The sequence below is a fragment of the Vibrio navarrensis genome, assembly GCF_000764325.1.
Classification (GTDB): Bacteria; Pseudomonadota; Gammaproteobacteria; order Enterobacterales; family Vibrionaceae; genus Vibrio; species Vibrio navarrensis.
In genome coordinates this window covers 1,492,673-1,516,349 of the sequence record NZ_JMCG01000001.1, presented here as the reverse complement: position 1 = coordinate 1,516,349, position 23,677 = coordinate 1,492,673, and the positions used below count along the sequence as shown (strand labels likewise).

The following is a 23,677-nucleotide window of genomic DNA, read 5'->3' as shown; positions in this document are numbered from 1 at the left end:
GATTCGACAACCACCGCTAGAGTTTAAACTCTATCAGGACCGAGATTGAATTATCGCCTTTTTCTGACTTAAGGTTTTTGGGGTTAGATCAATGAATAACAAATCCTTGCTAAAAACTTGTTACATATGTGTCAGTGCTCACTATCTGCATAAAAAAAGCAGCGTTTTCACACTGCTTTCTCCTAAAGCTTTTATCTGCGCTCACCCAGTTTGACCGTTCCATCGGTCGAAAACCATAGCGCTTGGCTTCGACGTCGCCCAAGTAAAATTGGGCCATCGTCGTAAAAAAGAAAATTCTTCCAATGTTTACGGAAGGTACTCCACTTAGTCTCGATGATGTTGTGCTTCTCGTAACAAAAATAGACAGTAACGTCATCTTGCCAATCGATATGCTGCAAAATGGCATCGGGTAGCTGAGGATCATCGGCTTCCCAAGTCGCCATCCAATCAATTTCCTCTAGCCAATTACTGGCTTTCATTGGCCAATCTTGGCTACTAAGACGCTCAGCGTCCGGGCTTTGCGGGCTGATATTCTCTTTCCAAAATTGCGCCGCTCTTGCCTGACTCATCGGTCGGATATGCATCAGCTCGTCTTGCGGCACTGGCATCGACTGGTGAGTAAAAATCCATTTCCTTTGGTATTCATCCAAAGCTAAATAAGACATTCATCTTCCTTACGCTTTTAACCACCCGTTTTGGGTCGCTTGTTCAATAATTTCTTGCGCTTTTTCCCACAAAGCGTGAGAACCAAGCTCAATTTTTCGGTTAATCGTCAGGGCTTGCTCGCGTGTAACGCCATGTTCACGCCAACTCTGCCCTTGATTGTGAAAATTGAGCAACATGGGAATCAGCCTATCCAACGCTTTGGCAAATTTGGCCTCTGCACTTTGCGCCTCTTCAAACTCATGCCACAATGCTGAGAGCTCATCGCGCTGATCGTCAGGCAACATGCCAAACAGACGCTGCGCCGCAGCCAACTCTTTTTCGGCCTGCTGCTCTGAAGCTGCGGCATCATAAACAAAGGTGTCGCCCGCATCAATCTCCACCACATCATGCAGCAGCAACATTTTCACCACGCGACTGATGTCCACTGGCTCATTAGCGTGTTCTGCAAACAGCAATGCCATTAGAGCAACATGCCAGCTGTGTTCGGCGCTGTTTTCTAACCGCTTATCCGCGCTTTTCACCCGAGTGCGGCGCAAAACCGATTTGAGCTTGTCTAACTCCATCAGCAGCGCCAACTGTTTTTCCATTCTTTGCATGCTTAGCTCCTTGGCGACCAATCTTGGTGGGTCAGCGACATCAAAACATGATCGCGCCATTTGCCATCAATCAATAAGTAGTCTTGCGCGTACCCTTCTCTGACAAAACCCAGCGCTTTGAGTACCGCTTCACTACGCTGATTGTGAGGCATGTAAGCCGCTTGAATACGATGCATATTCTGTATTTTGAACATGTACTCGCAAGCGAGTTTGAGCCCTCGACGCATGTAGCCTTTCCCTTGCGCACTTTCGGCCAGTGAATAGCCGACCGAACAGGCGTGAAAAGGGAAACGGGAGACATTGCTAAAAGAGATGGTGCCCAGCATTTGCTGCGTTTCAGCATCGATTAACAAACAGTAAAAACCCAAATTCATCCGATGCAGTTCTTCCAGTTTGATGAGCTTTTTTGTCCAACCTTCGACGGTAAAAAACTCCTCTTCTCTCACTGGCTCCCACGGTTTGAGAAATGCACGGTTATTCTGAAAATAGTGGGTAATCATCTGCGCGTCCGCAATCGTCGCCGTGCGTAACGTAAATTCTTGTTCTGTTTTATGTAGACCTAACTGACTCTCTTCCATCATGGTTAATTTTTTCTTATTCCGTAATCCCTGAGTTTGTTGGCAATCGAGGTGTGTGACACATTCAGTCGTTTTGCCAGTTTGCGACTGGATGGGAATGATTGATAGAGGCGCTCAAGCACCTGAGCTTCGTAATCGCGCATAATGTCATCAAGAGAGCCATCTAAGTTCAGTTGTGTCGCCGCCCCGGCCACCGTTTGCGGCTGAGGTAAGTGGAAATATTCCGCTTTCAGCTCTTCCTCTTCCATTTCGGTCAAGGCACGCAGCACCATGTTGTCCAACTGGCGCATATTGCCAGGCCACTGATAAGCCATTAGCTCATCCAATAGCCCCTCTTCATAGCTCGGCTTGCGAATACCCAGTTTTTGCGCATGTTTGGCAACAAACAGATCCAGCAGAGCAGCAATGTCATTCGAACGGCTACGCAAAGGCGGAATGGTCAAGGTGAGGACATTCAGCCGATAGAAGAGATCTTCACGAAACGAACCTGCTTCGGCTAGCACCGACAACTGATGCTTGGTTGAAGCGATGATGCGCACATCCACATGCATTTCATCTTCGGCGCCAACGCGGCGAAAGTTGCCATCTTGCAAAAAGCGCAACAGCTTGATTTGCAAGTGAGGGCTCATTTCACCAATTTCATCTAAAAAGACCGTACCACCGTTGGCTTGCTCGAAAATGCCTTTGTGCCCTTGTTGGTGGTTAAACGAGCCCGGAGCGTGACCGAAAAGTTCGGTTTCTGCGACATCATCGGGCATCGAAGCGCAACTGAGCACGAGAAATGGCTTACCTGCGCGATTGGAACGGTTGTGGCACGCTTTCGCCAGCATCTCCTTACCCGTACCTGTTTCGCCTTCAATCAGCAGTGGTTGGTCGAGCATGGCTAACTTTTTCGCTTGGCTGATGAGCGCCTTGTGACGATTGGACACACCAACAAAATGTTCAAAGCCAAGCTCATTATGCAGCGGTAGCGTATCACCAATGACGGTGTTCGCTTTGACACTGCGGATCATCACGACCGTACTGGCGAAGGTGGACTCTTTGGCTTCATCTTGAATATACACTGGCATAAATTCCAGCATGTAATCCAAGCCATCAATCACCATATTTTCCCGTTGACGGTTACCTTCCGACCAACGACTGAATTTGAGATTGGGCAGCAAAGTGCTGATGGGAGCGCCGATCACCTCTTTTTCGCTTTTGCCAATCAGCGCTAGAGCCGCTCGGTTCGCCATATCCACCGCGCCTTTGACATCCATCGCCAGCACAGGATCGGGCAGATTGTTGACCAGAGAGATCAGTTCCGTGTTGTGCCGTTCCATCGGCATAAACTGGATCTTACGCACGTCTTTCACACCAGAAATGCGACGAATCTCGGCCATAAGCAAGCTGAAAGTATCAAAATCGATGTCGGGGCAATTGAGATAAATAATGCCGCTGATATCAATTTCGATCCCCCGCAGGTCGATGTTTTTTGATACCAGAATATCGAGCAGCTCTCGGGTCAGGCCGAGTCTGTCTTCGCAAAAGACTTCAAGACGCACAGATTATCCTAATTCATACTGTCACGAAAAGTTGACAGTAGTTTCTACCAAGCTTGGTCTACCGTCAAGCTAACCATAAAGAAAGCTTAAGGTTTGAGAGCGAGAGAAGCGACTTTAGTGATAATCTCCTTGCGAATCGCCGATAGTTTCACTTGCGTCTGCGGCTGCCACGGAATGGGCCGAAGCAGCGCCATCGCTTTTAAGCCGAGCCTTGCGGTCAAAATGCCCACACCGACGCCTTGCCCAGCGCGCGCAGATAACTTACCTGCAAGATCCATCGACATCAGATCCACGCCAGCATCAATCGCCAACTCGCTTGCCCCAGCTAAAGCCATGTTTGCCAGCACGAGACGCAGAAGTTGGATGCGAGAGGCGTAGCCCAACTCCACCCCATAAACTTGCGACAAGTTATCAATCATCTTGAAATTGCGCCAAGCCACCAGCAGCATGTCAGCCAAAGCCAAAGGGCTGATCGCCACCAACGCCGCCGATTCAGTGGCGTGACGCGAGACCAGTTGCATTGCCAGCTTGTCTTGCTGGGTAACGACCATCGCATCGTACATCTGCACCACTTCGGCATCGCTATGAGTGGCGTTGATGCTGTTGCGCCAACGATCGTACGCGGGGTTTTCAGCAGGGATACCACTTTGCCGTGCCATCTCCTGACAAAACGCTTTACCCTTGCCCACATCGTCACTGGAAAGCAATTGCTCGGCTTGCTGTTGCGAACTAAAAAGGTGGCGCAGTTTGCGCAGCTTCCATAGCTCTTTCACTATCGCAGACAACCCAAGCCCGGCTAGTAAGGAGAGAAATGCTGACCAGCCTAAGGTAAGCCAATCCCCCGCTTGCAGTGCCGTCAGCAGCGTATCCACCGCCTGCCAGCCCACCAAGCCAGTGAAGGCACTAAATAGCCCGCCAAACCACCAGCGACGCGACGATGACGGACGGATAACCTCGGCCAATTGCAATTCAGCCGATTGCTCTTCTTGCGCCGTTTCATTGGCGGCAGGAACAAATGTTTCTGCCGCGGTAAACTGCTGCTGCGCAGTTAGCTCGGGCTGCTGAGGATCAGCAGAAAAGCGGGTTTGCTCAAAAACGTGTTTGGGTTTGAAATCACTCATTGCAGTTTATCTCCCAGCAAAAACTCTAACGCTTTGTCGAGGCGAATATGTGGCAGCGGCTCTTGCCAATCGGCAGACAGAGGACGAAAAGCGGTGAAATCAAAGCCGCTGCGCTGCCAAAAATCGACATCAGGGATCTTCTTTGGCACTTCACCCGGAAACAGCGTCAGCGAACGTCCATCCAGAGTGTGACCTTGAATGGCGGGCACACTTTCACTGCCATTGGCGATGAAACCCGCCTGCGTGGCACGCACCGACGCCATAGAAATGCAGCTGATTTCAATGTTTTCATAAGCGGCGGTTTGCCAAGCTGGATGCACCATCTGTTGCAGCAGAGAGACTAAATTTGCATGTTGATCCGGCGTTATGTGGTCTGTTTTGGTGGCGGCAAACAGCACTTTGTCGATTTTGGGGGCAAAAAGACGTTTGAGCAGCCCACTTCTGCCGTAGCGGAAACTCTTCATGATCTGCTCAAGTGCCTCGCGCATATCATAAAACGACTCACTCCCCGCGTTGAGCGGCTGCAAGCAATCCACCAGCACAATTTGGCGATCAAAGGTGGCAAAATATTGCTTATAAAAGCCTTTGACGACCTTCTGCTGATACTCTTGGTAGCGCTTTTTCAGCATCTCTAAATTGCTGTTTTTCTTCACCTCGGCTGCTGCGTCGAAACGACAAGGAAAAAACTGCAGCACAGGTGCGCCAGCCAGTTCACCCGGTAAAACAAAGCGTCCCGGTTGCACCCAATGCAGCCCAGCCTCTTTGCAGCGGTGCAAATAGTCGGTGTAGCTTTCGGAGAGTTGCTGCAACTGCTTTTCATTGACGTCGCCCTCAAGATCGAGCTCCGCCAGCTTATTTAGCCAATCTTGCGCCAGTTCAGCACGTCGCCCTTTTAAAGCGGCAAATTGACTGTTTGACCAAGCGTTAAAGTCCAGCTCAAGCAGGGGCAAGTCCAACAACCATTCACCGGGATAATCGATAATATCGAGGTGTAAGACCGAGGTTTTACCGAGTAATTTCCGGCTGCGTTTTTGTGGGCGATACTTGATCGCTAAGCGAATTTCGCTCACATCCCGCGTAGGCTGCGGCCACTGCGGCGTCGTTTGGCAAATGTGCTCCATCGCTTCGTCATAGGCGAATCTGGGCACCATCATGTTACTTTGTGGCTCGCGCCTTGCGCCGATCAGACGTTTGTCTTGAGCGCAACTCAGCAAAGGTAAGTTGTCGTGAGTCGAGGTGTGCAGCAGTTGATTGACTAAGGACGTGATAAACGCCGTTTTGCCGGCACGCGACAAGCCTGTCACGGCGACACGCAAATGTGAATCCAAGCTGCGATGGATGAGATCATTCACTTCGCGGGTAATGTTCTTCATTTTTTCTTTAGCTCCTCGCGATTAGCCGTGGCTTTACGCCGATTAAAATCTGATTGCGCACCATAACGTTATCAATATTAATCGCAAATGAACAAAAAAGCCTCTGATAAAAATCAGAGGCTTACAGGGACAATCACGAAGATTTAGTCGTCTTCGATCAGTTTGTAGATAACAAACAGAGCAATTTCTAAGATCAGCCACAGTACGCAAGTGACGGTAACGTATTTGTCGTTAAAGATGCTGATGCCGTTAAGAATCAGATCGTAACCGATCAAACCACCGACAACGACAGCCAAAATGATTTGTAGAATTTGAATAAAACGAGGCATTGAGCTCTCCTGATCAGATTATGCGGATATCCAAGCCATATGGAACCCGTTTGCTAGTAAGACAAAGTGCAGCTTGCGCTGCACTTGTGTCAAATAGGACCCAGTGAAATCAGTCCTTTGTCACATTCTTACTTGTGCAAATCCATTTCCTGAATTTTCACTTTCCAAGTATCTGGACCGATTTGGTGCGCATTGACACCACTTGAATCAACCGCCACGGTGACAGGCATGTCTTGCACGTCAAACTCGTAAATCGCTTCCATGCCAAGATCTTCAAACGCAACCACACGCGCTTTCTTGATTGCTTTCGCCACCAAATAAGCGGCGCCGCCCACAGCCATCAAGTATACCGCTTTGTGGTTTTTAATTGATTCAACGGTTGCAGGGCCGCGTTCCGCTTTACCAATCATGCCCATAATGCCCGTTTCATCAAGCATCATGTCGGTGAATTTATCCATACGTGTTGACGTTGTTGGGCCTGCTGGGCCAACCACTTCATCACCCACCGCATCCACCGGGCCAACGTAGTAGATAAACTTACCTTTGAGATCAACCCCTTCAGGCAAACCTTCGCCGTTTTGCAGCATGGTTTGAATGCGTTTGTGCGCAGCATCGCGGCCAGTGAGGATCTTGCCTGACAGCAGCAAGGTTTCTCCTGTTTTCCACTGCTGAACCTCTTCTTTGGTTACGGTATCGAGATTGACACGACGTGCGCTGGCACCCGCATCCCAAGTGATGTCTGGCCACTCTTCCAATTTCGGCGGAGTCAGCTCAGCGGGGCCACTGCCATCAAGGGTGAAATGCACGTGACGCGTAGCGGCACAGTTCGGGATCATGCACACAGGCTTAGACGCTGCGTGTGTTGGCGCGGTTTTGATTTTTACGTCTACGACCGTAGTCAAACCGCCAAGACCTTGCGCGCCAATACCCAAGCGATTCACACGGTTGAAAATATCCAAACGCAGCTCTTCTTCGGCATTTTGTGGGCCACGCTCAATCAGTTCTTGAATATCGATGTGCTCCATCAAGGATTCTTTCGCCAGTACCGCCGCTTTCTCAGCCGTACCGCCAATACCAATGCCCAGCATGCCGGGTGGACACCAACCCGCGCCCATCAGCGGCAAGGTTTTCTCCACCCACTCCGCAATGTCATCAGACGGGTTGAGCATCACCATCTTGGTTTTGTTCTCAGAGCCACCGCCTTTGGCCGCGATCTGAATCTCGACTTTATCACCCGGAACCATGTTGATATGCACCACCGCCGGAGTGTTATCTTTGGTGTTGATACGTTTTCCTGCTGGATCCATCAGCACCGACGCACGCAATGGGTTGTCTGGGTTGGTGTAGGCTTGACGCACGCCTTCATCGACCATCTGCTGTACCGTCATTTCGGTGGAATCCCACTGCACACCCATGCCAATGTTGACAAAACAGGTCACGATACCCGTGTCCTGACAGATAGGACGCTTGCCTTCTGCCGACATGCGTGAATTGATCAGAATTTGCGCAATCGCGTCTTTCGCGGCTTGGCTTTGTTCACGGTGGTAGGCTTTTTCAAGGGCTTGAACGAAATCGAGAGGGTGGTAGTAAGAGATGTATTGGAGTGCATCAGCAACACTGCTGATCACGTCCTGCGTGCGAATTACTGTCATTGCATGCCTCGTTATAGTTATGCTTCCGTATAACTTATTTAGTGTTCAACACAGGTTGAGCGGAAAATCGAACAAAATCAATCCGACTTAGTGTTTGATGCTGAGCGAACTAAGTAAGCGAAATTATTTCGTTTTATGATACCCTTGCTTTCCATCACACGCTATGCAGCAATCAAACTCTTTGTCACAAATTAAACAAATGAACAACAGCGATATCAATACCATTGCGGTCAAAGCATTAAGCTATCAATCCGATCTGGCTCAGTCATTGTTTTCGCCAATTCAACACCTCCCTTGGGCGATGCTATTGCGTTCTGCGTCCGAGACGCACATAGATAGCCGCTTTGATATTTTGGTCGCCAATCCGCTGGCCACGTTACAAACCGAAGGGCCGCAAACCGTCGTCTGCATTGATGGCGAAACTCGCTACTATGAAGACGATCCTTTTGCATTGCTCGATCGCTACCAAAGTGAGTTATTGCCTGCGCTGCGCTTTGACGCAGACTTGCCGTTTGTTGGCGGAGCGCTTGGTTATTTTAGCTATGATCTTGGTCGGCGCATTGAGCAGATGCCAACACTGGCCAGCCAAGATATCGCCGCCCCCGACATGGCGGTTGGTCTCTACTCTTGGGCGCTGGTAGTGGATCATCAAGCTCAAACGGCTCAATTGGTTGGTGTCAATCCGCAGGCCGCTTGGCAGTGGCTCAATGAGCAAAGCGCAGCAAAGCAAACGCCGTTTGCCTTGCGCTCTGCATGGCACTCCAATATGAGCCGTGACCAGTACCGCTCCAAGTTTGAGCAAGTACAACACTACTTACTCAGTGGCGATTGCTACCAGATCAATCTCGCACAACGTTTTTGCGCCGAGTATCAAGGTAGTGAGTGGCAGGCTTACCAAAAGCTGGAAAAGAGCAACCAAGCGCCCTTTTCTGCGTTTATTCGTTTGCAACATGCCGCAATCCTAAGTGTCTCTCCTGAGCGCTTTTTGCAGTTAAAAGAGAATGTGATTGAAACCAAGCCAATCAAAGGCACTCGTCCGCGCAGTATCGATGCAACGCAAGATGAACTGGCCGCACAGGAACTCGCCAGCGCAGAAAAAGATCAGGCAGAGAATCTGATGATTGTCGATCTTCTGCGCAATGACATCGGTCGAGTGGCGCAACCCGGCAGCGTGCATGTGCCTAAGCTCTTTGATATTGAGAGCTTTCCTGCGGTGCATCATTTAGTGAGTACAATCCGCGCTAAGCTCAATTCACCCTACACCGCCGCCGATTTACTGCGTGCTTGTTTTCCCGGCGGTTCCATCACTGGTGCGCCAAAAATTCGTGCCATGGAGATCATCGAGGAACTGGAGCCGCATCGTCGCAGTGCCTATTGCGGCAGCATTGGCTATCTCAGTCGTCATGGGCACATGGATACCAGCATCACCATTCGTACTTTAGTGGCCGAGCAAGGCAAATTGTACGCATGGGCCGGCGGCGGCGTGGTGGCAGACAGCCAATGTGAGGCGGAATATCAGGAGACACTCGACAAACTTGGAAAAATACTGCCAATATTAGAGTAACTTCCGTCAAATTTTCATCGAACGATTACCACGAGGTGCGACTTTGCTTGAGCTAAATAGAGACACACTACTGCAAAAGTTTCAGTTGCACCTTCCGGTTGGTTACCATGCCGAAAGTTTAGGCCGCGTGGCCCATCTCAATCCCACTCAGCTGAGAAAAGCCGCGGTCTTGGTCGGTTTTGTCGAGCGTAGCCATGGGCTGAATGTGATCCTCACCAAACGCGCTTCGCATCTCAAACATCATCCGGGGCAAATCAGTTTCCCCGGAGGGAAATTTGAATCCGACGATTCGTCGCTAGTGGCCACCGCGCTCAGAGAGACATTTGAAGAGGTGGGCATTGCGCCATCACAGATCTCCGTATTCGGCCAGATGCCCGAACTGGTGACGGTCAGCCGCTATAAAGTGACCCCAATCTTGGCTTTTGTCGCCGCTGATTACCAAACGCGCATCGACAGAAACGAGGTCGAGGAGGTGTTTGAAGTGCCTGTGCGCCATCTTCTTGATCGCCAGCAGTTGCGAAGTGCCAAATTTCGCGTCAATCAGTCGCATCATCGCGTGTTCGCCATTCCCTACCAGCATCATTTCATCTGGGGAATGACGGCGCAAATCATTCACGCCATGCAGCAGCAATTGGTGAAATTAAGCTAGCCGAAATTACCTCAGCTAATCTTGTTGCCTTAATTTATCTCATGAAAAAATAAAGCAAACGTTTAACGTGAGAAAAATTTATACAAACCGCCCTTCGAATAACTTTTTCTAATCGATTGCATTAGCAATAATCAGGTGTAGCACATCATTTTCGTGATAAAAAACCGGTTTTTGACATATCATTCAATAAGCTCAACCAATACATGATTTAGATCTACTTTTCTTGCAAGAAAAAATTGCAAAATTGCACCCGACTTATTTCCTGTTCCCAAAAATGAGTATTACAAATGAATACAACCTCTAATACGGCTTCTGCCGTACAATCGTCTAGTAAGTTTACTTACCAAGATTTCACTTGGTGCCTATCGCTGTTTGGTACCGCTGTCGGTGCTGGTGTACTGTTCCTGCCAATTAAAGCAGGCGCGGGCGGCTTCTGGCCATTAGTTATGTTGGCTCTGATCGCCGCACCAATGACTTGGTTCGCGCACAAATCTTTGGCACGTTTCGTCCTTTCCTCTAAGAATCCTGAAGCAGACATTACAGACACTGTAGAAGAGCATTTCGGTAAGACTGGCGCAAACCTTATTACTTTTGCCTACTTTTTCGCTATCTACCCAATCGTTCTAATTTACGGTGTTGGTATCACTAACACAGTGGATTCTTTCCTCGTCAACCAAATGGGCATGGCTTCTATTCCACGTCCACTGCTATCTGGTGCGTTAATCCTAGCGATGACCGCCGGCGTGGTGTTTGGCAAAGAGCTGATGCTCAAAGCGACTTCCGCGATGGTTTACCCACTGGTTTTTGTTCTGCTGGCACTCTCTTTCTACCTGATCCCAGAGTGGAACACTTCCATGATGGAAGTAGCACCGGATTGGTCAGCGATGCCTACCGTGGTTTGGCTAGCGATTCCAATCATCGTGTTCTCCTTCAACCACAGCCCGATCATTTCTCAGTTCTCTAAAGAGCAGCGCAAACAGTTCGGTGACGAAGCGGTGAAGAAAACCGACGCTATCACTGGCGGCGCGGCAATGATGCTGATGGGCTTTGTGATGTTCTTCGTTTTCTCAGTGGTACTTTCTATGTCTCCTGAGCAACTGGCGTCCGCGAAAGAGCAAAACATTTCGGTACTTTCGTACCTAGCAAACGTGCACGAGTCTCCGCTGATCTCTTACTTAGGTCCACTAGTGGCGTTTGCAGCGATCACCTCTAGCTACTTCGGCCACTTCCTCGGTGCGCATGAAGGTTTGGTTGGTCTATTCAAATCTCGTTCAAACGCATCAATCAGCAAGATTGAAAAAGCTTCTCTTGTGTTCATCGTGATCACCACTTGGATTGTCGCGATTGTTAACCCAAGCATCCTTGGCATGATTGAAACCATGGGCGCGCCAATGATTGCCGCTATCTTGTTCTTGATGCCAGTGTTTGCAATGCAGAAAGTGCCTGCAATGGCGAAGTTCAAAACTTCAGCGCCTGTACAGATTTTTACAGTTATCTGTGGTCTTGCGTCTATTACTTCTGTAATCTACGGCGCGCTTTAATCTCACGTTACTACGATCAGAATTACGATGAGAATAAAGAGACAAAAATAACCATAAGACCAAGCCTCCCACTCCCTCGGGAGGCTTACTTTTGAGGTAATCAAAATGATTAGTGTATTTGATATCTACAAGATCGGCGTTGGTCCATCCAGCTCACACACAGTTGGACCAATGAAGGCGGGTAAAGAGTTTATTGATGACCTACGCTCAATGGGAAAATTGCGCGACATCACTAAAATCACCGTTGACGTCTATGGATCATTATCACTGACAGGGAAAGGTCACCACACCGACATCGCTATCATCATGGGTCTTGCTGGCAATACCCCTGAGAAAGTGGATATCGACGCCATTCCGGGCTTTATCGCTCGTGTAGAAGAAACTGAACGCCTGCCTGTTGGTATGCACTGTCATACCGTCTCCTTCCCTCGTGAAGGCGGCATGAACTTCCATCGCACTAACCTCGCGCTGCATGAAAATGGCATGCAGATCCACGCTTGGATTGACGATGAAAAAGTCTACTCGAAAACCTACTACTCGATTGGTGGTGGTTTCATCGTAGACGAAGAGAACTTTGGTAAAGAGACTCAAAGCTCGATCAAAGTCCCTTACCCGTTTACCAGTGCGGAAGAGTTGGTCAACCAGTGTAAAGAGAGCGGCCTGTCGATCAGCGCACTCGTCATGAAAAACGAGCACGCTCTGCACTCTGATGAAGAGACACGCACTTACTTTGCCAACATCTGGCGCACAATGCGCGAGTGTATGGAACGCGGCATGAATACCGAAGGCATTCTGCCTGGACCACTGCGCGTACCACGCCGTGCGGCGGCGCTGCGTCAACAACTGCTGACCTCTGAAAAAACCTCCAACGATCCAATGGCGGTGGTTGACTGGGTCAACATGTACGCCTTTGCCGTGAACGAAGAGAATGCGGCGGGTGGCCGTGTCGTCACCGCGCCGACCAACGGTGCGTGCGGTATCATTCCTGCGGTTTTGGCTTACTACGACAAGTTTATCCAAACCGTGACGGAGAAAGATTACATTCGCTACTTCGCTGCATCTGGCGCGATTGGCGGTCTATACAAGCGTAACGCTTCGATCTCTGGCGCAGAAGTTGGCTGTCAGGGTGAAGTCGGCGTTGCTTGTTCTATGGCGGCAGCTGGCCTGGCTGAGCTGATGGGCGGCAGCCCTGAGCAAGTCTGTATGGCGGCTGAAATTGCTATGGAACACAACCTTGGCCTCACCTGTGACCCAGTCGCAGGTCAAGTACAGGTTCCTTGTATCGAGCGTAACGGCATTGCGGCGGTCAAGTCGATCAACTCGACTCGCATGGCTTTGCGCCGTTCATCGGCACCCCGTGTTTCTCTGGACAAGGTTATCGAAACCATGTTGGAAACCGGTAAAGACATGAACGCGAAATACCGTGAAACCTCACAAGGTGGTTTGGCGATCAAAGTGATCTGTTAATTAAGCCCTTCAATAAGAAAGCCCGATGTGAAAACGTCGGGCTTTTTGTTTCTGCTTTACTTTTCTTTACTTAGTTTTACCTGCTAACGACTTGTTTCAATTTGTGATCGGCTTATAAATAGAGCTCACGATTTTTCTACCTCAACGTTGATAAACAAGCCCATGTCAAAAGCCACCCTCAAGAAAAAACTGCTGATATTTCTGGCAATCATCCTGCTCGCCAGCACGGTCGGCTACTTTTTTTATCCGCAGCAAGCGCCTTTGAGCTTTGCGACCGAAACCGTCCGTCGCGGCAACATAGAACAAACGGTGCTGGCAACCGGCATGCTGCAAGCGTCCAAGTTGGTCGCTGTCGGCGCGCAAGTTTCCGGGCAGATCGAAAAGCTCGCCGCCCAGTTAGGAGACGAACTGAAACAGGATGATCTGGTCGCGCAGATAGACAGCCTGACTCAGCAAAACAGCCTTAAAGAAGCCAATGCAGCACTAAACAGCCTCAATGCGCAAATACGCGCCAAACAGGCACAAATCCATCAAGCCCAAGCTGAGTACAACCGGCAAAAAGGCATGCTGGCGGACAACGCCAGTTCACGCTCGGATTACGAAAGCGCCGAAGCGTCGTTAACCATTTATAAAGCAGAGCTGGAGCAACTGAAAGCCGAACTGGAACGCGCCAAAATCAGCGTCGATAACGCCAAACTGGATTTAGGTTACACCACCATTCGCGCCCCATTTGACGGCACAGTTGTTTATAGTGCGGTGGAAGAGGGACAAACGGTCAATGCCAACCAAACCACGCCAACCATTATTGAGCTGGCAAAGCTGGACAAAATGACCATCAAAGCACAGATTTCCGAAGCCGATGTGGTCAATGTCCAACCCGGATTACCCGTCTATTTCACCATTCTAGGCAAACCGAACAAGCGCTATCACGGCACTTTGCGTGCGATTGAACCGGGCCCTACGCTAATGGATGGCGACGATAAAGACCTGTCAGTCAGCAACGATGAAGCCATCTACTATCACGGCCTATTTGAGGTTGACAACCCGGATCGCGTTCTGCGTATTGGTATGACAGCGCAAGTGTCGGTGGTTCTGGACCAAGCCAACGATGCTTTGTTGGTCCCCTCGCAGGTATTGATTCGCCAACCCGGAGCCAAGGATCGTTACCAAGTGCCCGTTTTGGAAAATGGTAAAGAGGTTCTGCGTGATGTCACTGTCGGCATCAACAACAAAGTCAACGCACAAATTACCTCAGGCTTAGCGGAAGGCGAACAAGTGATTCTCGGCATGCCAGGGCAAAGCGCGACCTCATCAGGCCGTCGGATGGGACCGCAGGGGATACGCTTCTGATGTCACAGCCATTACTGCAAATTCGTAACGTCTATCGCCGTTTTACCGCCGGAGAAGAGAGCCTGACGGTACTCAACAACATCAACCTATGCATTGAGCGCGGCGAGATGGTCGCCATTGTGGGCGCTTCCGGCTCTGGAAAGTCAACCTTAATGAACATTTTGGGTTGCCTTGACCAAGCCAGTGAGGGTGAATACTGGATCAATGGGCAAAATACGTCGTTGCTCGGCAGCGATGAACTTGCTCGACTGCGCCGCGAATATTTTGGCTTTATCTTCCAACGCTACCATCTGCTCGGCGATCTCACCGCACTTGGTAATGTTGAAATCCCTGCCATTTATGCTGGCTATGACAAAAACGCTCGTCAAGAGTGCGCAGCGGCACTGTTACGTCGCCTTGGCTTATCTGATCGGCTAGATCACAAGCCCAATCAGCTCAGCGGCGGCCAGCAGCAACGGGTTTCTGTCGCTCGCGCTTTAATCAACGGCGGCGATGTGATCCTCGCTGATGAGCCGACAGGTGCATTAGACAGTAAAAGTGGCGAAGAAATGATGCGGCTTTTACAAGAACTGCATCATCTCGGCCACACCATTATCCTTGTCACCCACGACATGCAAGTGGCTGAGCACGCGGATCGCATCATTGAGATCAAAGACGGTGAGATCTTGAGTGACAACGTCACCAAAAAACAACAAATCAGCCAAAATCAAGACGCACTGGCGCAAGCAGAAAACGCAACGGCACTTGCTCGCAGCCGCAGCCGCAGGCTATTTGACGATATTTGGGAAGCATTAAAAATGGCGCTGCTGGCGATGTCGAACCACCGTCTACGCACATTTCTCACTATGCTCGGCATCATCATTGGCATTGCGTCTGTGGTCTCTGTGGTCGCACTTGGCAACGGCTCGCAAAAGTCGATCCTCGATAGCATCTCCTCCATGGGCACCAATACCATTGATGTGATGCCCGGCAAGGGTTTTGGCGATCGGCGCTCTGGGCGAGTGCGCACCCTCACCGCCGCCGATGCTGATGCCTTGAGTCAGTTGTCTTTTGTTGACAGTGTCACTCCGTCGCTCAATACCTCTGTCACTCTGAAGTATGGCAATCAAGCCGTCACCGCATCGGTGCAAGGCGTCGGGCCAGACTATTTTCGTGTGCGAGGCTATGAGCTCAGCCGAGGCCAATTTTGGGACAAGTCCAGTGTCACCACGATGGCGCAAGAAGCGGTGATTGACAGCAACACGCTGAAATCGCTGTTTGCCAATCAAAACCCGATTGGCGAGGTGATCTTCGCCGGCAATTTGCCTATCCGCATTATTGGCGTCACGAAAGCGAAAGAGAGTGCCTTTGGCAACAGCGATTCTCTTAACATTTGGCTGCCCTACACCACTGTCAGTGCGCGCATGGTTGGTAAGAATTATCTCGACCGCATTTCCGTGCGTGTCAACGATAACACCCCAAGCGATGCCGCTGAACAGGCGATTATCGCCCTACTTAAAATGCGTCACGGCACACAGGACTTCTTTACCATTAACACCGACACCATTGCGCAAAACATTCAGAAAACCACAGCGACTATGACGCTGCTCATCTCAGCCATCGCGGTGATTTCGCTGATTGTCGGCGGGATTGGTGTCATGAACATCATGCTGGTTTCAGTGACCGAGCGTACCCGCGAAATTGGCGTACGGATGGCGGTTGGCGCGAGGCAAAGCGACATTCTACGTCAATTTTTGATTGAAGCGGTTTTAGTCTGTTTATGCGGCGGTGCGATTGGTATCGGCGTGGCGTATTTGATCGGTGTGCTGTTTGCTACCTTCGGCAGCAGTTTCAGCATGATTTATTCCGCGGCGTCGATTATTTCTGCGTTTGCCTGTTCCACCCTCATTGGCGTTCTGTTTGGCTATTTACCAGCAAAAAATGCCGCGCAGCTCAATCCAATCGATGCCTTGGCACGGGAGTAAATGATGATGAATCCACGTTATTGCACTTTGGCGCTTTCTCTGCTGTTGCTCGGTGGCTGCGCTTCTCGTTCAACCTTGCCAGAACAAAATCTGCACATCCCTGAGCAGTGGCAAACTTACTCTCAGCCATCTAGCGTACTTGTAAGCCATTGGTGGCAGCGTTTTCAAGATCCGCAGCTTGAACAGTGGGTAGAGAAAGTACTCGCTAGCAACAATGATTTAGCTTTGGCCACTTTGACGCTGAAACAAGCAAGGTTACAAGCCGGGCTGGCGGTAAGTGACACTCACCCCGACTTATCAGCCAACCTTGCGGCCAGTCGCAGTCAATCCCTTGAAGGCGGAGACAGTTCGGCAAACTACCAAGCCAAACTGGGCGTGAGTTATGAGCTGGACTTGTGGGGTAAACTGGCGGCGGCGGAAGATGCCGCGATGTGGACCGCATTGGCGACGCAAGAGGAGCGCGAAGCAACGGCGCAAAGCCTGGTTGCGACCACCGCTCAGCTTTATTGGCAGATTGGCTATTTGAATCAGCGAGTGGCACTTAGCAGCCATGACATTCAGGATGCACAAGAAACGCTTGCGCTAAGTGAAAGTCAGTATCGTCACGGCTCTGTGTCCAAAATTCATGTGCTGGAAGCCAGACGAACTTTGGCGGGTTTAGAAGCGACCCATCGCAACTATTTGCAGCAACGAAGCGAGGCCGTGAATGCTTTCAGCCTGTTGTTCGACCAGCCGCCACAGGATCTGGCCGCGCAGATCCCCGCGTTACCTGAGTCTGCCCTGCCCGAGATCGCTGCTGGCGTGCCAGCCGATGTGCTCGCCCGTCGCCCCGATGTTAAACAAGCGCTGCTAGAGCTTAAGTCCGCCCTCGCAACAAAAGATTACAGTGACAACAGCTACTTTCCTGCGTTGACCTTGACAGGCGCTTTGGGTGGCTCTTCGACGGAACTGCGTAAACTGCTAAGCGATCCGCTTGGTACGCTTGGGGCCGATCTGACTTTACCGTTTCTCAACTGGAATGAGATGCAGCTCAACCGAGACATTGCAGACGTGAAGTATCAAGCTGCGATCATTGCGTATCGTCAAACCTTGTATGCGGCATTCGCTGACGTGGAGAATGCGCTATCGGCAAAAGAGAATTACCATTTCCAAGCCGAAAAGTTGCAAAGTCAGTATGACAATGCCGCTGAAGTGGCGCGAATTTATCGCAGCCAATACCAATATGGGGCGATTGATATCGCGACGCTACTCGATGCTCAAGAGAACGAGCGCAGCGCTAAGGCTTCCGTACTGGAAAACCGTTACAACCAATTGGTCAATCTCGCCACGCTTTACCAAAGTTTGGGCGGTGCGGACCTCATCAAGGAGTAGAGTTTCTCGAAGTTTCAGGGCTTTTGGCTTAAATAGGCACACACGCCATTACCCAAAAGTACTGAAACTTCATTAACTTGAAATATCAACTCTGTCTGACACACGTAAGCTATGGGTGAGTTGATAAAAAAGGCCTAGCAAATCGCTAGGCCTTTTTTATCAACGTGTCTCAACTATTCTGAGTAGATACAACCTGCGGTACAAGTTTCTTTAATCTCAACTTTACTCAGCAGTGGTAGAGATGGTTTGAGCTGCTGCCAAATCCATTTTGCCAACACTTCGCTGGTTGGATTTTCTAGCCCTTCAATGTCGTTTAAGTAGTAGTGATCCAAGCGATCATAAATGGGCTTAAATGCCGCTTTGATCTCAGCAAAGTCAACCACCCAACCTGTATGCGGATCCACTTCACCTTCCACGTACAAACGAACTAAGAATGAATGGCCATGCAAACGTCCACATTTATGACCTTCTGGAACATGTGGAAGGTGATGGGCAGCTTCAAACATGAACTCTTTGTATAATTCGGTTCTCATCGTAATTCTCGGGCTTTCAAAAGAGACGCAATACTAAGGATTTCTTGCTTGTCAGACAAGAAATACCTCGTGGTTTGACTAAAGCAGCAACAAGCCCTTGTCTGTACAAAATGCCAACGTGCTCACATAGTGTCAAATAACACACACAGTCAATAAAGCATTCACAACGCACTCACATCACATTTACAATAACCACACTTTGTATGGCATCACATTCGTACAATCTCACATTCACGACATTTTCTAATCCCTTCTAAAATAACAGAGTCTTATCCATACATAATTAGAACCTATGCGCTCAACCATTACGTTTAAACTTCTGATAGCCCTCATTACGGTTTTTAGCTGCGTCCTTGCGGTGTCTACTCTGTATCAATACTATCAGCAGAAACTGCTGATAAATTCCGTGTTGAGCGAACAACTGCACGATAAAGCGAGTAACTATTTTGACAGCCTCAACATGATGATGCTAACAGGCACCATGGCACAAAAAGAGACGTTACGGCAAAAAGCCTTGGCGCAAGAAGGCATAGAGCAAGTCAAAGTGCTGCGCTCAGACGCCGTCAGCAAGCTCTATGGACCGGGAAATGCCAATGAGACGCCCACTGATGAAATTGATGCTAGGGCTTTGGCGGGCGAATTGGTCATAGAGCCGATTGAAGCGAGCTGGGGGCAAGGTATTGTGGTGGCGCTGCCGATGAAATCCAGTGAAAACTATCGTGGTACCAACTGTGTTGCCTGCCACATGGCACCGGAAGGTGAAGTATTAGGTGCAATCCGGTTGGAATACAACTTAAGCCATGTTAATTCGCTGATTAACAAGCAAGCACTTTTGGCGATGGCTATCATGTCTTCGATCGCTTTCGTCGGCTTTTTGATTACCATGAGCCTTATCCGACGCATCATAGTGCGCCCTATTCAATTCACGTCGCAATTTATGACCAAAGTCAGTGAAAGCAAAGATCTCTCACAGCGACTAGACACCAAACAAAACGATGAAGTGGGCTTGCTGGCCACATCGATTAACTCCTTCATGGAAACCGTTACAGACAGTCTGCATAAAGTCCAAGAGACGTCACATTCGTTAGCTGATTCTGCCAACCGCTTGACGCGAGTCGCTCAGACTACCGACGATGCGGTTAACAACCAGCAGCGCGAAACCACAGCCGTGCAATCGGCGATCGAAGGCGTTCAGCAGCAGCAATCGGAAGTCGAACAAGCGACCGTTAACACGACCAAACTGGTTAACCACACTGTCGATGTCGCAAGCAACAGTGCTTCATTGGCGCACAACGCCAGTGAAGATATTAAGAACTTGGTGGGTGATATTGATAAAGTGCGCGATCGCTTTACCCAACTCAACGCGCAAACCGATGAAGTTTCTTCTATTTTGAGCGTCATTCACGGTATTGCTGATCAAACCAACTTGCTGGCACTCAACGCGGCGATTGAAGCAGCGCGGGCGGGTGAACAAGGGCGTGGATTTGCGGTGGTGGCCGATGAGGTACGTAACCTCGCCTCTCGCACTTCTGAAGCTACCGGCAACATCGGCGCGATTATCACCAGCTTCCAACAAGGCAGCTCTGAATCGCTGCAAGCAGTGGCGAAAGTATCGGAGAATGCGCATCAACGCTCATTAGAAGTCGAAGCCCTGTCTGATACCATCCGCAACATGGTGGAAGAGATGCACCAAGTGCTCGAACACGCCAAACATATCCAAATGCAAACTGAATCGGCTGGCGCAAGTTGCATGTCGGTACAGACCACGGTCGATACCATCGCCAGACACGCAGACGACACCTCACGCTCTGCCACTGAAGCAAGAAACATTAGTATCGAACTTGAGCAACTGTCTGAGCGTTTAGAGCTTCTGCTCAACCAATTCTCCTTAACAGAGAGCAAAGTCAGAGCAAAATAGCTAATTTCTTTGTTGGAATGAACATTAAAGGTTGATGCTGACGATTTGACAGGTAATATGTTTCGTTGAATCTGTAAAATTCTACCCAACCCAATGTTTCGCTTAATCTTTGAACAACTAAGCAAAGCATTGGGTTGAATGTTTACCTCAATGGAGATTATTTAAAACATGACTTACGCGCCTGTAAAAGACGTATTAAGCGGTAAGCTGGCAGTAGACAGTGAAGTCACTGTACGCGGCTGGATCCGTACACGTCGTGATTCCAAAGCTGGAATCTCTTTTCTTGCCATCTACGACGGCTCTTGTTTCGACCCGATTCAGGCCGTGGTCCCAAATAATCTGAATAATTACAACGACGAAGTATTAAAGCTCACCACGGGCTGCTCTGTTGAAGTAACCGGTAAGGTTGTTGAGTCCCCAGCGTCTGGCCAAGCGTTTGAACTGGCGGCCACAGAAGTAAAAGTGGTTGGCTGGGTTGAAGACGCTGACACTTACCCAATGGCGAAAACTCGTCACTCAATTGAGTACTTACGTGAAGTGGCTCATCTTCGCCCACGTACCAACGTCATCGGTGCGGTCGCTCGTGTTCGCCATACGCTGTCTCAGGCTATCCACCGTTTCTACCATGAGCAAGGCTACTACTGGCTATCTGCCCCATTGATCACGGCATCCGACGCAGAAGGTGCGGGTGAAATGTTCCGTGTATCCACACTGGATCTGGCTAACCTGCCACGTAAAGAAAACGGCGATGTCGACTTTAACGAAGATTTCTTCGGTAAAGAGACTTTCCTAACCGTATCTGGTCAACTTAACGGCGAAGCGTATGCGTGTGCTCTGAGCAAGATCTACACATTTGGCCCAACGTTCCGCGCGGAAAACTCAAACACCAGCCGTCACCTTGCGGAATTCTGGATGGTGGAGCCTGAAGTGGCGTTTGCGGATCTCAACGACATCGCGAAGCTTGCGGAAGATATGCTGAAATATGTATTCGCCGCGGTACTTGAGGAACGTCGTGACGATCTTGAATTCTTCGCCAGCCGTATCGACAAAGATGCCATCACCCGTCTTGAGCAATTCGTTAGCTCTGACTTTGCTCAAGTAGATTACACTGATGCGATCCAAATCCTGCTGGATTCTGGCCGCGAGTTTGAGTTCCCTGTGGAATGGGGCATCGACATGTCTTCTGAACATGAGCGTTACCTTGCAGAAGAACACTTCAAAGCGCCAGTGATCGTGAAGAACTACCCGAAAGACATCAAAGCGTTCTACATGCGTCTCAACGACGATGGTAAAACCGTGGCAGCGATGGACGTTCTTGCCCCTGGCATTGGCGAAATCATCGGTGGTTCTCAGCGTGAAGAGCGTTTAGACGTCCTAGATTCACGTATGGTGGAAATGGGTATCGATCCTGAGCACATGAGCTGGTACCGTGACCTGCGCCGTTACGGCACCGTGCCACACGCAGGCTTTGGTTTAGGCTTCGAGCGTCTGGTTTCTTACGTAACGGGTATGGGCAACGTACGTGACGTGATCCCATTCCCACGTACACCACGCTCTGCAAACTTCTAATTTAAACAGAAGCTTAATACACAAAGGCCTCCAAGTTTGGAGGCCTTTTTCATGGCTGCTGTTAGCCATTTTGATCTGCACGTTGTGCGTACCTTACGCCCACCACACACAGGGCAAGCAGCACAAATGGAATCACCGCCGCGGTGTACTCTGTCCATACCAATTGAGCGAAGGATTTCGCCAAGATCAAATGCGCAAACACCAACAGCAAAGCACTGAAAATGGCGATACCGATCAACCTCACTTCATCTTTCACAGCCTGTTTTGCCATGATTACCTCCTCAGTTTGTGCCTCGATTGAAACACAAAAGGTGGACATCACTCTGGTACAGTTCCGCTTGAAAATCGCTAAACAGTTCTTAGAGAGCAAATCACCTGCGCCATTTTTTCCATGACTGGAATAAAGTCATCACGCTCAGAAAATGAGCTATTTAGCCTTAAATAGTTGTCATGGCGATCGTCACGAGCAAACAATCCACCGTAAGCGGAAGTCATTCCAGATTCGAGTAGCTTTTGGTAGACCTCAAGGCTATTTACCCCATCGGGTAACTTGAGCCATAGAAAATAACCGCCTTGAGGCACAAAAAACTGACCTCTGGTGGAAAAGAGACCTTGATGGCATCGACCATTTTCTGCTGACGCGCTGATAAACTTTTGCGCAATTTTCTCAGGTGATTTTCATAACTGTCATGCTGCAAATAGTGCGCAACACCAAGTTGCACAGGCGCACTGCCTGACAAGGTTGACACCAGTTGCAACTTTTGAATGCGCTCGTGGTAGGTTTGATTCACCACCCAACCGATGCGATAACCCGGGCATAAACATTTGGAAAACGAGCCACAAAGCAAAACACGATCTTGTTGATCATACGCTTTTAAAGGCAGCGGTCTTGGCATGGCAAATGAAAGTTCCGCGTAAACATCATCTTCAATCACCACCACGTCGTAGCGGTTTGCTAAGTCCATGACCGCTTGTTTTTTATCCGCACTCAGCGTAGTTCCAGTCGGGTTATGAAAATTGGTCATCAGCCAACAAGCGCGAACTGGGTGATTGGCAAAGGCTTCTTCAAGGCGGCCTAAACAGAGCCCTGAAGTGGCATCAACTGGCACCTCAATCGCATTTAGCCCCAAACGCTCAAGCGCTTGCAGCGCACCATAGAAAGTCGGGGCTTCGATAACCACATAATCCCCTTTATTGACCACGGCCTGAAGGCTGAGGTTAAGTGCCTCCAACGCGCCTGAGGTGATCACAATGTCGTCGTGTGAGATGTCCATCCCTTGCTGTATATAGCGCTGCGCAATCAGCCGGCGCAACGATTCACAACCGGGCGGTAGGTTGTCAGCCAGCAAATCTACCGACATCTTACGCCCAGAACTGGCCAAGTTGCGATTTAGCGCCGTAAGTGGAAACAAACTCGGGTCTGGAAAAGCCGAACCCAATGGCACCGCAGCTTTATTACTTTGGTGTTTGAGGAAATCATACAGCTCGTCGTCAATGGATTGTCGTATGGCAGGACTAGTCGCTCTCGTATCGGCAAAACGCGCTAAGTCCGGCGTAACAAAATAGCCCGATTGCGGTTTTGCACTGATCCACCCCTGCGACTCTAACAGTTGGTAGGCTTGCAATACCGTACCAGGGCTGACAGCGTGGCTGCGGCTGGTCGCTCGGACTGAGGGCAGTTTCTCCCCCGCTCGCCATGTTTTTTGTTGGATCTGTGTTTTAAATAGCTCCGCAAGTTGGCGGTAACGACTCATAATGTCCTCAGGTAGATTTGTGCTAAAACGTTGCTCTATTAATCAATAAGGCGTGATTTTTTCATAGCTCATGCAAATTCGAGAGAGAAAAATGCTGAATTGAGACCTTCGCAGGTTTAACGTCACCTAGCCTAAAAA

Annotated in this window: 19 protein-coding genes and 1 pseudogene; 9 read left to right on the top strand and 11 right to left on the bottom strand. The window is 49.7% G+C overall.

Going from position 1 to position 23,677, the window contains the following annotated elements:
• Window positions 1-191: 191 nt before the first annotated feature.
• The 8 genes from EA26_RS06820 to EA26_RS06785 form a co-directional block, all read right to left on the bottom strand.
• A complete protein-coding gene (locus tag EA26_RS06820) occupies window positions 192-665 on the bottom strand; it encodes a DUF2947 domain-containing protein (protein ID WP_039426006.1) in 474 nt (157 codons plus the stop codon).
• Between the two features lie 9 nt (window positions 666-674).
• Window positions 675-1,262, bottom strand: coding sequence for an HD domain-containing protein (locus EA26_RS06815; RefSeq protein ID WP_039426004.1), 588 nt, complete (start codon window positions 1,260-1,262; stop codon window positions 675-677).
• 2 nt (window positions 1,263-1,264) lie between these two features.
• A complete protein-coding gene (gene rimJ / locus EA26_RS06810; RefSeq protein ID WP_039428838.1) occupies window positions 1,265-1,840 on the bottom strand; it encodes a ribosomal protein S5-alanine N-acetyltransferase in 576 nt (191 codons plus the stop codon).
• A 5-nt stretch (window positions 1,841-1,845) separates the two neighbouring features.
• A complete protein-coding gene (gene tyrR / locus EA26_RS06805; protein ID WP_039426001.1) occupies window positions 1,846-3,384 on the bottom strand; it encodes a transcriptional regulator TyrR in 1,539 nt (512 codons plus the stop codon).
• Between the two features lie 86 nt (window positions 3,385-3,470).
• Window positions 3,471-4,505 (bottom strand): YcjF family protein, encoded by a 1,035-nt coding sequence (locus EA26_RS06800; protein WP_039426000.1) that lies wholly within the window; start codon window positions 4,503-4,505, stop codon window positions 3,471-3,473.
• Window positions 4,502-5,878 (bottom strand): YcjX family GTP-binding protein, encoded by a 1,377-nt coding sequence (locus EA26_RS06795; protein WP_039425998.1) that lies wholly within the window; start codon window positions 5,876-5,878, stop codon window positions 4,502-4,504. Before EA26_RS06795 ends, EA26_RS06800 begins: the two co-directional genes overlap by 4 nt.
• Window positions 5,879-6,021: 143 nt before the next feature.
• Entirely contained in the window at window positions 6,022-6,207 is a 186-nt protein-coding gene (locus EA26_RS06790) for a hypothetical protein (protein ID WP_039425995.1), read from the bottom strand.
• A gap of 128 nt (window positions 6,208-6,335) precedes the next feature.
• Window positions 6,336-7,859, bottom strand: coding sequence for a fumarate hydratase (locus EA26_RS06785; protein WP_039425992.1), 1,524 nt, complete (start codon window positions 7,857-7,859; stop codon window positions 6,336-6,338).
• 163 nt (window positions 7,860-8,022) lie between these two features.
• On the opposite strand from EA26_RS06785, the gene pabB reads away from it, so the two are divergent.
• The 7 genes from pabB (at window position 8,023) to EA26_RS06750 (ending at window position 17,765) form a co-directional block, all read left to right on the top strand.
• Window positions 8,023-9,423: an aminodeoxychorismate synthase component 1 gene (gene pabB / locus EA26_RS06780; protein ID WP_039425989.1), complete on the top strand. Its 1,401-nt coding sequence runs from the start codon at window positions 8,023-8,025 to the stop codon at window positions 9,421-9,423.
• A gap of 16 nt (window positions 9,424-9,439) precedes the next feature.
• A complete protein-coding gene (locus EA26_RS06775; RefSeq protein WP_052079645.1) occupies window positions 9,440-10,072 on the top strand; it encodes a CoA pyrophosphatase in 633 nt (210 codons plus the stop codon).
• A gap of 287 nt (window positions 10,073-10,359) precedes the next feature.
• Window positions 10,360-11,613, top strand: a complete 1,254-nt coding sequence (locus EA26_RS06770; protein ID WP_039425984.1) for an aromatic amino acid transport family protein — start codon at window positions 10,360-10,362, stop codon at window positions 11,611-11,613.
• A gap of 105 nt (window positions 11,614-11,718) precedes the next feature.
• A complete protein-coding gene (locus EA26_RS06765; protein WP_039425981.1) occupies window positions 11,719-13,080 on the top strand; it encodes an L-serine ammonia-lyase in 1,362 nt (453 codons plus the stop codon).
• Window positions 13,081-13,242: 162 nt separating this feature from the next.
• The gene (locus tag EA26_RS06760; protein WP_039425976.1) at window positions 13,243-14,430 is read left to right on the top strand and encodes an efflux RND transporter periplasmic adaptor subunit; all 1,188 of its coding nucleotides are present in this window, start codon (window positions 13,243-13,245) and stop codon (window positions 14,428-14,430) included.
• Window positions 14,430-16,394 carry a MacB family efflux pump subunit gene (locus EA26_RS06755; protein ID WP_039425971.1) on the top strand — a complete coding sequence of 655 codons (1,965 nt, stop codon included), beginning with the start codon at window positions 14,430-14,432 and terminating at the stop codon, window positions 16,392-16,394. The genes EA26_RS06760 and EA26_RS06755 overlap by 1 nt, the downstream gene beginning before the upstream one ends.
• Entirely contained in the window at window positions 16,395-17,765 is a 1,371-nt protein-coding gene (locus EA26_RS06750) for an efflux transporter outer membrane subunit (protein ID WP_039425966.1), read from the top strand.
• A 173-nt stretch (window positions 17,766-17,938) separates the two neighbouring features.
• Here the strand turns inward: EA26_RS06750 and queD are convergent, their stop codons facing one another.
• Window positions 17,939-18,298 carry a 6-carboxytetrahydropterin synthase QueD gene (gene queD, locus EA26_RS06745; protein ID WP_039425965.1) on the bottom strand — a complete coding sequence of 120 codons (360 nt, stop codon included), beginning with the start codon at window positions 18,296-18,298 and terminating at the stop codon, window positions 17,939-17,941.
• A gap of 292 nt (window positions 18,299-18,590) precedes the next feature.
• Between queD and EA26_RS06740 the strand changes: the two genes are divergently transcribed.
• Together EA26_RS06740 and asnS are read left to right on the top strand one after the other, a co-directional pair.
• A complete protein-coding gene (locus tag EA26_RS06740) occupies window positions 18,591-20,216 on the top strand; it encodes a methyl-accepting chemotaxis protein (protein WP_039425963.1) in 1,626 nt (541 codons plus the stop codon).
• 168 nt (window positions 20,217-20,384) lie between these two features.
• A complete protein-coding gene (asnS, locus tag EA26_RS06735) occupies window positions 20,385-21,785 on the top strand; it encodes an asparagine--tRNA ligase (RefSeq protein WP_039425960.1) in 1,401 nt (466 codons plus the stop codon).
• Between the two features lie 61 nt (window positions 21,786-21,846).
• On the opposite strand, the gene EA26_RS06730 is transcribed toward asnS, so the two are convergent.
• Both EA26_RS06730 and EA26_RS06725 read right to left on the bottom strand, forming a co-directional pair.
• Entirely contained in the window at window positions 21,847-22,056 is a 210-nt protein-coding gene (locus EA26_RS06730) for a hypothetical protein (protein ID WP_039425957.1), read from the bottom strand.
• Window positions 22,057-22,133: 77 nt separating this feature from the next.
• A pseudogene (locus EA26_RS06725) lies at window positions 22,134-23,539 on the bottom strand (aminotransferase-like domain-containing protein).
• Between the last annotated feature and the right edge of the window lie 138 nt (window positions 23,540-23,677).